The following is an 11,841-nucleotide window of genomic DNA, read 5'->3' as shown; positions in this document are numbered from 1 at the left end:
GAGGTCCCGACATGCTTCTCACCTCGATCGACCCGTTCATCCAGGAGTTCGAGCGGCAGTTCAACCGCCTGGCCCGGCAGACCTTCGACAACGGCTCGGCCATGCCGATGGACGGCCTGCGCCGTGACGACGACGTCGTCCTGCGCTTCGACCTTCCCGGCATCGACCCCGACTCCATCGAGGTCACCGTGGACCGCGGCGTCCTCAGCGTCAGCGCGCGCCGCGAGGAGGAGCTCGGCGAGAACGAGCGGGTGTTCGTGCGCGAGCGCCCCATGGGCGTCTTCACCCGCCGGGTCTACCTGTCCGAGCACCTCGACAGCGACAGGATCGACGCGGGCTACGCCAACGGCGTGCTCACCGTCCGCATCCCGGTGCTGGAGCGGGCCAAGCCGCGCAAGGTCGAGATCCGGCGAGGCGACACCAAGGCCATCAGGGCGTGACCCCGGGCGGCGCGGGGGCGGACGCCCACGTCCGCCCCCGTACCATGAGGAGGTCATGATGGCCGATCTGCCCTTCGACGACGACCACGCCCCGCTCTACTCCCTCGGGCAGGTGGCGGCGATGCTCAACGTCCAGCAGGCCTACCTGCGCCGCCTCGACCAGCACGACGTGGTCACGCCGCACCGCTCCGAGGGCGGCCAGCGGCGCTACTCCCGCCGCGACATCCTGATCGTCCAGCACGTCACCCGCATGGCCGACGAGGGCATGACCCTCATCGCCATCCGCCGCATCCTGGAGCTCGAACGCGAGCTCGCCACGCTCCGCGAGGAGCTGAAGCGGACCCGCGAGCGCCTGCGCGAGCTGGAGTGATTCGGCGATTGGACGGCGCTCCCTTGGGTAGCGCTTGACCTCATGGCAACCGACGTCATCACCCTGATCACCAAAGACCACCGGACCGTCGAATCCCTCTTCGACCGGCTCAAGAAGGGCGAGGGCGACACCAAGGCCACCGTGGCCGAGCTTCACGCCCTCCTGGTCGCGCACGCCCGTGCCGAGGAGGACCGCGTCTACCCCGGCATCGACGCCCACCACGGCGTCGAGGAGCACAAGGAGGCCGAGGTCCTGCTCGACGCACTCGTACGGGCCACCCCCGGCACCCCCGAGTTCCGCACCACCCTGGACAAGCTCGTCGAGTCGGTGCAGCACCACGTCGAGGAGGAGGAGAGCGACCTCCTGCCCCAGCTGCGGAAGTCCGCCGACGACAAGCGGCTCCAGGAGCTCGGACGGGCCTTCGAGGAGCGCAGGAACGCCGAGCTCAAGGCCCTCCGCGGGACCGCCCCGGCCACGGGCGACGCCACCAAGGCCGAGCTGTACGAGCAGGCGCAGCGGGCCGACATCCCCGGCCGTTCCCAGATGGACAAGGAAGAGCTGGCCGAAGCCCTCAAGCGGGCCGATTCATAGGATTTCGTACCTGTCCGGGGGTAGGGGATTCTTATGAGTCAACTACCTCCGGACCGGTTCGGAATGAGCGACGAACAGGACATCGAGGTCTCGGAGTGGACCGACGACCTCGGGCTCAACCACGAGGTCGTCCCCGACGACCCGCGGCACCGGGACACGCTCGACGAGCGGCTGCGGCGCGAGGCGCCCGACCGCCTGCACGAGCGGCGCTCGCTGCACCGGCTCACGCAGCCCGACGAGGGCCTGGAGCCGGATCGGGAGGACGAGGAAGTGGCCGAGGACCAGGGCGCCGACAGCGGCGACCTGTCGGCCGAGGAGCGGGCGATCCACATCGACCTCGGCGAGGACCTCGACGAGGACTTCAGGTGAGGCCCTGAGGCGAGGCCCTGAGGCGAGGCCCTGAGGCGAGGCCCTGAGGCGAGGCCCTGAGGCGAGGACTCGGCACCGCGCCGGCTACGCGTGAAGGCCCCGCGTGAAGGCCCCGCGTGAAGCTCCCCCGGTGATGGCCCCGGAGTGAAGCCCCCGCGTAAAGACGCCGCGCGAACACCCTGTGCGGGCTCCAAGTGCGTGGCGCCGCCGCTAGGTCAGCCGCTGCGCCGCCGCCAGGACCTCGTGCAGGTCGTCAACGATCGCGTCGGCGGCCCGTGCCTCCGGCCGCGCGGCGTGCAGATAGCCCCAGGGGCCGCGGCGGATGAGCGCGGTGCGCATGCCGGCCCGCCCCGCCGGGAGCACGTCGTTGTCGAGCCGGTCGCCGACGTAGAGGATCTCCCCGGGCTCCCGTCCCGCCACCGCCGCGACCTTCGCGAAGAACTCCGGCTGCGGCTTGGCCACCCCCCATCCTTCCGAGGTGTGGACGGAGTCGGCCGGCAGCTCCATCGCGGCCAGCGCGTCATAGGCCCGGCGCGGCTGGTTGCCCGCGATGATCACCTGGTAGCCGGCCTCGCGCAGCGCGCCGAGCGCCGGGCGGACGTCCGGGTAGAGGTCGTCGCCGTCGAAGTGGTTGCGCAGCCCGTCCGGGTCGTCCCGCTCCCACGCCGCCTCCTCGGCTTCAAGGTCGATGCCCGGCCGGATGATCTCGAACGCCTCGCTGTGCGACCGGTCCAGCGCCGCCATGCCGCCGAGCGCGCCCATGAGCACGAAGTGGCTCACGCCGATCCGCTCAGCCCACCGCGTCCAGATGCGCGTCTCGTCGATCAGCGTCTCGCCGACGTCGAACACCACAGCCCTGACCATCGATCCCCCTGCACTTCGCAATCAACCGCAAACCGGGATTCTCGCACGCTCGGGTTCGTCTCCCTCGACCGGCCGTGCGATACTTAGCGTGCCCGTTCGAATACGAAGGGATAACTCCGATGGTAGCGATGGCGACCGAGCCTCCGGCAGCCCAGCCAGAGGAGATCAACATGCCGCACACAGCACGTGAGTTGCTCGATGCTCTGCCCCCCCTCCCCGGTTTCCGGGCCGAGGTCATCGAAGGGAACCTGATCGTGAGCCCGATGGGCAGCCCGGAACACACCTTCATGGCGGTGAACCTGCACAACGTCCTGCTGCCGCTGAGTCTCGAACGGGGGTGGCTCGCGGCGCCGGGCGGCCTCAGCGTCTGCGTCGAAGGCCCCCGCGACGCGCTCGTGCCCGACTACACCCTGCTGCCACCCGGCTGTCCCCGCTGGGGCCGAGGCGAGCTGCTCTCCTCCGGTCTGATCATGGTCGCCGAGGTGGTCTCCCTCAGCAGCACGCACATCGACCGCGAGGAGAAGCGCCGCCTCTACGCCGTCGGCCGGGTGCCCGTCTACCTGCTGATCGACCCCGTGCCCGAGGTGCCCGTCGTCACCGTGCACAGCGACATCGCCGACGGCGCCTACCGGTCGATCGCCACCGTCCCGGTGGGCACTGCCCGCCCCCGTCGACTTCGAGCTCGACACCTCGATCTTCATGGCGTGAGCTTGTCCATCGCCTTGGTGATGCGCTTCTCGCTGATCGGCGTGGGCGTGCCCAGGGTCTGGGCGAAGAAGCTGACCCGCAGCTCCTCGATCATCCAGCGGATCTCCACCACGTCGGGATCGCCGCGCCGCGCCGGCGGCAGCTTGTCCAGCAGGTCGTGGTAGTCGTCCTCGACCTTGTGCACCCGGTCCATCCACTCCTGGTCGCGCCACGGGTCCTCGGGCAGCTTGCCGAGGCGGCGCTCGACGGCGCGGACGTAGCGGAGCAGGTCGGACAGGCGGCGGTGGCCGGTCGCCGTGACGAACCCCTTGTAGATCAGGTGGCCGAGCTGATCGCGTACGTCGTCGGTGGCGGCGCTCGGGCGCAGGGCGTCGAGGCGGGCCGTCGCCTCGTGCCAGACGGCCAGGATCTGCTCGACCTTCGCCAGCACCCCGGCCGCCGTGTCGTGCAGCTCGGCGCGGACGTGCTGGTAGAGGCGGTCGAAGGCGACCGGGTCCCAGGCGGGACCGCCGGCCTCCCCCATGAGCTGGTCGACGGCCGCGTTGACCACGTCGTCGAAGAGCGCGACCGCGCCGCCGTGCGGGCTGCGCGACAGCGCCAGCTTGGCCTGGTTGGACAGGCCGGCCAGCAGGGACTTGGCCGGGTTGGTGACGTTGAGCAGGAGCAGGCGGCGTACGCCCGGCCAGTGGGAGCGGCGCTGCTCGGCCTCGGTCTCGAAGATCTTGATGGAGACGGAGTCGCCGGCGTCCACGAGCGCCGGGTAGCCCTTCATCCGGCCCTGCTCGAACACCTTCGGCAGGCTGCCGAAACTCCAGGTGCGCAGGCCCGTCCGCTCCAGGTCGTCGCCGGCCTCGGCGAGCGTCTGACGCAGCCGGGGCGCGAGGCGGCGCTTGAGCGCGTCGAGGTCCTTGTCCTCGGCCAGCGTGCGCTTGCGCTCGTCGATCACCCGGTACGTGATCCGCAGGTGGTCGGGGATCTGGTCGAGCTGCCAGGCCTCGCGCGGCACGCGTACGCCGGTCAGGCGCAGCAGCTCGCGCTCCACGGCGGCAAGCAGCGGCTCGCCACCGGGCTTGACCGCGGCCAGCACCTGCTTGGCGTAATTGGGGGCGGGCACGAAGTTGCGGCGCAGGTTCTTCGGCAGGGAGCGGATCAGCGCGGTGATCAGCTCCTCGCGCAGGCCGGGGATCTGCCAGTCGAAGCCGTCGGAGCCGACCTGGTTGAGCACCTGGAGCGGCACGTGCACGGTGACGCCGTCGGCGTCGGCGCCCGGCTCGAACTGGTAGGTCAGCCGCATCCGCTGGCCGAGCTGCTTCCAGGTGTCGGGGTAGTCGCGCGCGCTGACGTCGGCGCCCTCGTTGACCAGCATCTCCGGCGAGAAGGTGAGCAGGTCGGGCGTCTCCTGCCTGGCCGTCTTCCACCAGGAGTCGAAGTGCCGGGCCGAGACCACGTCGGCGGGGACGCGCTGGTCGTAGAAGTCGAACAGCGCCTCGTCGCCCACCATGATGTCGCGCCGGCGGGCGCGGTTCTCCAGCTCCTCGACCTCGCCGAGCAGCTTGCGGTTGTCCTTGAGGAACCGGTGGTGGGTGTCCCAGTCGCCCTCGACGAGCGCGTGCCGGATGAACAGCTCGCGGCACAGGTCGGGGTCGATGCGGCCGTAGTTGACCTTGCGGCCGACGACGAGCGGCACGCCGTAGAGCGTGACCTTCTCCAGGGCGATGACCGCGCCCTGGTTCTTCTCCCAGTGGGGCTCGGAGTAGCTCCGTTTGACCAGGTGCTGGGCGAGGGGTTCGACCCAGGCCGGCTCGATCTTGGCGTTGACCCGCGCCCAGAGCCGGGAGGTCTCGACGAGCTCCGCCGACATGATCCACTGCGGCTGCTTCTTGGCGAGGGCCGAGCCGGGGAAGATCGCGAAGCGGGCGTTGCGGGCGCCGAGGTATTCCTGGATCGGGCGGCGGCCGCCGTCGGCCGGGCGCTGCTTGTCGAGCACGTCCTTGACGCCGATGTGCGACAGCAGGCCGACCAGCAGCGACACGTGCACGTGGTAGGGGTCGGCGGGGGTGCTGTCGGGTTGCACGCCGAGCGACTGGCGGAGCTGGCTGTAGATGTCCTGCCACTCGCGTACGCGCAGGTAGTTGAGGAACTCGGCCTTGCACAGCCGGCGGAACGCGCTGGAGGACAGCTCCCGCTGTTTCTCGCGCAGGTAGTTCCACAGGTTGAGGTGGGCCATGAAGTCGGAGTCGGGGTCGGCGAAGCGGCGGTGCTTCTCGTCGGCCTGCTGCTGCTTGTCGGCCGGCCGCTCGCGCGGGTCCTGGATGGACAGGGCGGCGGCGATGACCATGACCTCGCGCAGGCAGCCGTTCTTCTCCGCCTCCAGCACCATGCGGCCGAGACGCGGGTCGACCGGCAGGGTGGCGAGCTTGCGGCCGATCGGCGTGAGCCGGCCCTGCGCGTCGAAGGCGCCGAGCTCGTGCAGCAGGTTGACGCCGTCCTTGACCTGGCGGCGGTCCGGCGGCTCGACGAACGGGAACGCCTCGATGTCGCCGAGCCCGATCGCGGTCATCTGCAGGATGACCGAGGCCAGGTTGGTCCGCAGGATCTCGGGGTCGGTGAACTCGGGCCGGCCGAGGAAGTCCTCCTCCTCGTACAGCCGGATGCAGATGCCGTCGGAGGTGCGGCCCGAGCGGCCCTTGCGCTGGTTGGCGCTCGCCTGCGAGATGGGCTCGATGGGCAGGCGCTGGACCTTGGTGCGGTGGCTGTAGCGGGAGATGCGGGCGAAGCCGGGGTCCACGACGTATTTGATGCCGGGGACGGTGAGCGAGGTCTCGGCCACGTTGGTGGCGAGGACGATGCGCCGGCCGGTGTGCGACTGGAAGACGCGGTGCTGCTCGGCGGCGCTGAGCCGGGCGTAGAGCGGCAGGATCTCGGTGTTGCGGAACTCGGCCTTGCCCAGGGCGTCGGCCGCGTCGCGGATCTCCCGCTCGCCGGACAGGAACACGAGGATGTCGCCGGGCCCCTCGGTGATCAGCTCGCGGCAGGCGTTGACGATGCCCTGGGTCTGGTCGTCGTCCTCCTCCAGCGGCCGGTAGCGCACCTCGACGGGGTAGGTGCGGCCGGAGACCTCGATGATCGGCGCGTCGTCGAAGTGCCGGGAGAAGCGCTCGGGGTCGATGGTGGCGCTGGTGATGATGACCTTGAGGTCGGGGCGCTGGGGCAGGAGCTGCTTGAGATAGCCGAGGATGAAGTCGATGTTGAGGCTGCGCTCGTGGGCCTCGTCGATGATCAGGGTGTCGTACTGGTCGAGCATGCGGTCGTTCTGCAGCTCGGCCAGCAGGATGCCGTCGGTCATCAGCTTGACGAGCGTGCGCTCGCTCGCCTGGTCGGTGAAGCGCACCTTGTAGCCGACGACCTCGCCGAGCCCGGTGCCGAGCTCCTCGGCGACGCGCTCGGCGACCGTGCGGGCGGCGATGCGGCGGGGCTGGGTGTGGCCGATCAGGCCACGGACGCCGCGCCCCAGCTCCAGGCAGATCTTCGGGATCTGCGTGGTCTTGCCGGACCCGGTCTCACCGGCGATGATCACGACCTGGTGGTCGCGGATCGCGGCGAGGATGTCGTCCTTGCGCTGCGAGACCGGCAGGTTCTCCGGGTAGCGGATGGCGGGCACGGCGGCGCGGCGGCGTTCGAGACGCCGCTCGGCGCGTTCGACGTCGGCCAGGATCTCCGCGACGATCTTGTCCCGGGTGTCGCGGGAGCGGACCCGGCGCATGCCGTCGAGCCTGCGCCGCAGCCGCCGCTGGTCGCGCGGCATGAGCTCGGGCAGGCGGGACTGGAGGTCGGCGAGCGGAGAGGACACGGAAGGCGTTCCCATACTGCTTTCAAGGATATTTGAGCCGCGCAGAAGCGGAGCCAACGGCCCATCGTGCCCCACCGTCCGCGACCGGCGCATCCCAATATCGACAGCCCCGGCCGGGGCGGGTCAGGGGCGGGCGGCCAGGGCCGCGCCGATGATGCCGGCCTCGTTCTGCAGCCCGGCCGGCACCACCCGGGTGCGCAGCGTGATGTGCGGCAGGAACTTCTCGGCCTTCTTGCTGACGCCGCCGCCGATCACGACGAGCGACGGAGAGAACAACATCTCCACGTGCTCCAGGTATTCCTGGACCCGCTCGGCCCACTTCTCCCAGCTCAGGTCGTGCTCCTCGCGCGCCCGCGAGGAGGCCCGGTGCTCGGCGTCCTTGCCGTGGAGCTCCAGGTGCCCCAGCTCGGTGTTGGGCACCAGCACGCCGTCGCGGAACAGCGCGCTGCCGATGCCCGTGCCGAAGGTCAGCATGAGCACGGTGCCCTTCTCCCCGCGCCCGCAGCCGAACCTCATCTCGGCCACGCCGGCCGCGTCGGCGTCGTTGAGCACGGCCGCGCCGCCGAACAGCGCCGCCGCGTCCACCCCGATCCACGACCGGTCGACGTTGGCGGCCGTACGCACCACGCCGTCCACGATCACGCCGGGGAAGGTCACCCCGACCGGCCCCGTCCAGGCGAAGTGTTCGCGGATCTGCCGCACGGCGGCCTCGACCGCCTCGGGGCGGGACGGCTCAGGGGTGGGGATCCGCAGGCGCTCCTCGGTCAGCTCTCCGGCGTCGGTGTCCACGGGGGCGCCTTTGATCCCCGAACCACCGATGTCGATGCCCAGTACGTTCATGCGTGTCCCTTCCCCGATCCTGCGCGATGAAGTCGCCTGACGATTTTTCCCCATGACGGAACCTGAACCTGCCTTCGCCCGTCCACGTACCTCCCGTCACAAGCGCTAACTAGGAGGCAACGGATGCGGCCACGCATCATCACACTCTGCGCTGTTGCGGTCGTCTTGGGAGCGACTCTCACCACTCCCGCACACGCCACCACCAGGACTCGTTTCGACGTCACCAACCTTGTGTCGGACGTCCAGGGCAAAGCCCCGGTCACCGACGCCAAGGTCGTCAACCCGTGGGGCCTGGCCATGGGCAAGACGCTGTGGGTCTCCAACACGGGCACCGGCACCGCCACGGTCTACTCCGGCACCGGCAAGAAGGAGCAGACCGAGGTGTGGATCCCCGGCGGAGCACCCACCGGCCAGGTCTTCAACCCCGGCAGCGGCTTCACCGTCAAGGGCAAGCCCGCCACGTTCATCTTCTCCAGCCCGAGCGGCGCCATCACCGGCTGGAACGCCGAGGTGGACCCGAAGAACGCGATCATCGCGGCGTTCACCCGGGGCGCCGACTACAAGGGGCTCGAGCTCGTCCAGACCGAGGACGACGCCTTCCTGCTGGCCGCCGACTTCGCCGGTGGCCGCATTCACGCCTTCGACCAGGACTTCCAGCGCATCCGCCTGTCGCGCTGGCAGTTCAGGGACCCGGGGGTGCCGAGCAACTACCACGCCTACAACGTGGCGGTGGCCAACGGCAACATCTGGGTGTCGTACGCGCTGCGCGACCCGTCCACCGGCAAGCCGGTCTTCGGCAACGGCAAGGGCTTCGTGAGCCGTTTCAACGCCTCCGGCCGCGTCACAGGCCGCATCTCCCGCGTCGGGCTCAACGCCCCCTGGGGCATCACCGCCGCGCCCAGAGGCTGGGGCCAGTTCTCCGGCGCCCTGCTCGTCGGCAACTTCGGCGACGGCACCGTGCACGCCTACAAGAACAGCCGTCACCTCGGCGCGTTGACCACGGCGAACGGCCGGCCGATCGTGCTGCCGGGCCTGTGGGACCTGGAGCCGGGCACCGCGGCCACCGGCGGCGAGCGCTCCCTGTGGTTCTCCGCGGGCATCGACGGCACCAAGCACGGCCTGATCGGCGTCATCAGCCCGCAGGGCGTGAAGCCGACCTCCACCGGCGCGGCGGCCAACCCGTCCGCCTCCCCGAAGCACCCCTCGGGGCACAAGACGAGCGCCCCAGCCACCACCTCGCCGTCCTCCCAGAACCCGTACGGCGGGTATTAGGCCGGCGCTCCCGCGCCGCCGTCCCCGGCGGGCTGCTTCGCCCGGCGAGGAGCGCAGCTCGCCGAGACAGCGAGCCGGGGACGGCGGTCCCGCAGACGTTTCCGGCGCGGCCGGCGCGAGCCGCGCCGGAAACCTGCCGGTGAGGCAGAGCTCAGAACGCGCCGGCGAGCACGGCCGCCAGGTCGGCCGCCGTGCGGAAGTGCAGCCCGGTCATGCCGAGTGCTTCGGCGGCGTGCACGTTCTCCAGCCGGTCGTCGACGAACAGGCACCGCTCCGGCGGCACGCCGGCCCGCTCGGCGGCGATCTCGTAGATGCGCGGGTCGGGCTTGGCCACCCGCACGCGGTAGCTGCTGACCAGGTCGTCGGCGAAGTAGCGCAGGCCCAGCCGGTCCAGGTGCTCCTCCACGGTGTCCATGGCGTTGGTCACGAGGATCACCGGGACGTGCCGCTGCGCGCTCGCCAGCAGCGCCCTGACCTCCTCGTCGACGAAGAACGGCACCTCCATGAACTCGGCGACCGCCCGCCTGGCGGCCTCTCCCCCGCCGAGCGCGGCCACGATGGACTCGGCCCATTCCGTCTCGGTGGCGAGGCCCAGCGTGGGCGGCCCGATCAGGGCGGGATCGAAGGCGGTCTTCCGCAGCGGCAGGCCGTAACGGGCCTCGATCTCGGCCTGGACGCCGTGGTCGAACTGGCGCAGCACTCCGTCAAGGTCCGACAGGACCGCATCAAACCGGATCACAGCGCTCATTGTCGCAGCTCGCGCCTTTTCCCGTACCACCGGAAGGTCTCTGAGCGATCGTCGGCACTACCATCTCCGAGACAGGATTCGGTATCGGAACGGTAGGGCATGAGCGATCACCGGCTGCCACGTGAGCTGAGCCGGCTGTTCCCCGACGGCGGCAGGGGGCGCAGCCTCGGCGCGTCGCTTCCTCCGGGCGAGCTGGTCTGGCCCGATCCCGGTTACACGGGGCAGGGCCGGGCGGTGACTCCCGCGTTCTGGATGAGCTCCGAGCCGGTCGCCGGCGAGGACTGGGCGCTCATGCGCGCGTGGCATCCGCACAGCGGGCTGTGGCCGCTGCTGCTGGACGAGTCCGCGCAGCCGTGGGCCGTGGGCCAGGTCGTCCCCGACGATCCCCGCCAGATCGACCACTTCACCGCCGAGGGCTTCATGACCGAGGTGTGGCAGGAGTGGGTGGCGCAGATGCCGGCGGACGCGATGGAGGAGCTGGAGCCGTACGGCGCGATCTGCCCGGGCCCGGCGCCGCCGGGCGAGCTGAGGGCCGATCCCGAGGCGGTCGCCGACTGGTACGCGGCCCGGCTCGCCGCGCGGAGCCTGCCGCTCGGCCTGGTCGCCGCGGCGCGCGGGGCGGACGCGCTGGCCGTCATGGGCTGGCAGGGGGCGCTGCACCACAACGAGTGGATGGTGCCGATGGCGGCGGTCGTGCGCAGCTGGGAGGAGCGGTTCGGGGCGCGGGTGGTGAGCGTGGGCTTCAACACGCTCGAACTGAGCGTCGCCGCCCCGCCGGTGGACCCGGAGCACGCGCTGCACGTGGCGGCCGAGCACTGGACGTTCTGCCCGGACAACGTCGTGCAGGGTCCCGGCGACCTGCGAGGGTACGCCGAGCAGATCATCGGCGGGCACGCGTGGTCGTTCTGGTGGGACTGAGGCCGCCTCACGGGATGCGGGGTCACGGGATGCGGGGTCACGGGATGCGGGCCACCGCCCCGTAGGTGCCCGACGCGCTCGGGTCGTCCAGTCCGGCGGCGTCGTGACCGTCGGGCCGCCACTCCGGGACCCACACCAGCCCCGGATCGACCAGCACCAGACCGTCCAGCAGCGCCGCCACCTCCTCCTTGGCGCGGATCGCGTGACCGGGCAGCGTCATCGCCAGCAGGTCGTGGATGGCGGGCAGCAGCTCGGGCGGCACGCCGTCGAACGTGGTCTGCAGCAGCGACAGGTAGCTGCCCTCCGCCACCGCCTGGCGGACGCGCTTGATCACGTAGTGGAAGTACTCCTCGTCGTTCAGGCTGTGGGTGGACAGCAGCAGCACCGCCACGGGCCGGTCCCAGTCGAGGAAGGTCCGCATGACGTGGTCGTCGAGGACCTCGTCGATGTCGCGTACGTCGCCCTCGACCACGCGGACGAGATCGGTGACGGGCTCGATGGTCGCCCGCGCCCCGGCCAGCACCATGGGGTCGTTCTCCACGTAGACGACGCGGGGCCGCCCGCCGGGGAGCGCCTCGCGGGCCACGTCGTGCAACTGCCGGCCGGCGGGCAGCCCGGAGGGCACGCCGCTGCCGACGACGACGAATTGTTCGACGCCACCGGCGGCCAGCCAGCGCACCACACGGCGCACATGGTGAAGCACCGCCCGCGCGGCTTTCGTGGTGATCGGAGCCGCGATGTCATAACGCCGCATCGCATCCCGGTCGGCCACGAAGTTGTTCTTTCCACCCGCGGCCGCGTCGAGGATGCGGGTGGCACTGGCCTGGGTCATCTTCAGCTTCGCCAGGTTTCGGATGGCACGCTGACGCAT

General features: G+C 70.8%; 11 protein-coding genes and 1 pseudogene. 7 read left to right on the top strand and 5 right to left on the bottom strand.

Translation table 11 applies throughout. The features are described 5' to 3' along the window. Positions 1-11: 11 nt before the first annotated feature. The 4 genes from AC27IY_RS36670 to AC27IY_RS36655 all read left to right on the top strand — a co-directional run bounded on the left by AC27IY_RS36670 (position 12) and on the right by AC27IY_RS36655 (position 1,770). Complete coding sequence (locus tag AC27IY_RS36670; RefSeq protein ID WP_091092062.1) at positions 12-440, top strand: Hsp20/alpha crystallin family protein; 429 nt, start codon at positions 12-14, stop codon at positions 438-440. A gap of 58 nt (positions 441-498) precedes the next feature. Next, positions 499-810 (top strand): MerR family transcriptional regulator, encoded by a 312-nt coding sequence (locus AC27IY_RS36665; RefSeq protein WP_423476771.1) that lies wholly within the window; start codon positions 499-501, stop codon positions 808-810. A gap of 42 nt (positions 811-852) precedes the next feature. Then, positions 853-1,401, top strand: a complete 549-nt coding sequence (locus AC27IY_RS36660; protein ID WP_487180839.1) for a hemerythrin domain-containing protein — start codon at positions 853-855, stop codon at positions 1,399-1,401. Between the two features lie 63 nt (positions 1,402-1,464). Continuing rightward, positions 1,465-1,770 carry a DUF5709 domain-containing protein gene (locus AC27IY_RS36655; protein ID WP_344212532.1) on the top strand — a complete coding sequence of 102 codons (306 nt, stop codon included), beginning with the start codon at positions 1,465-1,467 and terminating at the stop codon, positions 1,768-1,770. Between the two features lie 210 nt (positions 1,771-1,980). Here the strand turns inward: AC27IY_RS36655 and AC27IY_RS36650 are convergent, their stop codons facing one another. After that, positions 1,981-2,634, bottom strand: a complete 654-nt coding sequence (locus AC27IY_RS36650) for an HAD family hydrolase (protein ID WP_487180838.1) — start codon at positions 2,632-2,634, stop codon at positions 1,981-1,983. 119 nt (positions 2,635-2,753) lie between these two features. Between AC27IY_RS36650 and AC27IY_RS36645 the strand changes: the two are divergent. After that, a pseudogene (locus tag AC27IY_RS36645) lies at positions 2,754-3,218 on the top strand (Uma2 family endonuclease); the annotation flags it as partial. Between the two features lie 113 nt (positions 3,219-3,331). On the opposite strand, the gene hrpA reads toward AC27IY_RS36645, so the two are convergent. Then, the gene (gene hrpA / locus AC27IY_RS36640) at positions 3,332-7,207 is read right to left on the bottom strand and encodes an ATP-dependent RNA helicase HrpA (RefSeq protein ID WP_487180837.1); all 3,876 of its coding nucleotides are present in this window, start codon (positions 7,205-7,207) and stop codon (positions 3,332-3,334) included. Positions 7,208-7,315: 108 nt separating this feature from the next. After that, positions 7,316-8,032, bottom strand: a complete 717-nt coding sequence (gene ppgK / locus AC27IY_RS36635; RefSeq protein WP_344212540.1) for a polyphosphate--glucose phosphotransferase — start codon at positions 8,030-8,032, stop codon at positions 7,316-7,318. Between the two features lie 165 nt (positions 8,033-8,197). On the opposite strand from ppgK, the gene AC27IY_RS36630 reads away from it, so the two are divergent. Further along, a complete protein-coding gene (locus AC27IY_RS36630) occupies positions 8,198-9,304 on the top strand; it encodes a TIGR03118 family protein (protein WP_423450904.1) in 1,107 nt (368 codons plus the stop codon). A gap of 151 nt (positions 9,305-9,455) precedes the next feature. On the opposite strand, the gene AC27IY_RS36625 is transcribed toward AC27IY_RS36630, so the two are convergent. Further along, positions 9,456-10,043 (bottom strand): HAD family hydrolase, encoded by a 588-nt coding sequence (locus AC27IY_RS36625; protein ID WP_423450905.1) that lies wholly within the window; start codon positions 10,041-10,043, stop codon positions 9,456-9,458. Positions 10,044-10,151: 108 nt separating this feature from the next. On the opposite strand from AC27IY_RS36625, the gene AC27IY_RS36620 reads away from it, so the two are divergent. After that, entirely contained in the window at positions 10,152-10,970 is an 819-nt protein-coding gene (locus AC27IY_RS36620) for a DUF4253 domain-containing protein (RefSeq protein WP_423450906.1), read from the top strand. Between the two features lie 37 nt (positions 10,971-11,007). On the opposite strand, the gene AC27IY_RS36615 is transcribed toward AC27IY_RS36620, so the two are convergent. Then, positions 11,008-11,802 (bottom strand): SAM-dependent methyltransferase, encoded by a 795-nt coding sequence (locus AC27IY_RS36615; protein ID WP_423450907.1) that lies wholly within the window; start codon positions 11,800-11,802, stop codon positions 11,008-11,010. Positions 11,803-11,841: the final 39 nt, after the last annotated feature.

The sequence above is a fragment of the Nonomuraea sp. B208 genome, assembly GCF_057536035.1.
This window is presented reverse-complemented; position numbering and strand designations above follow the sequence as displayed.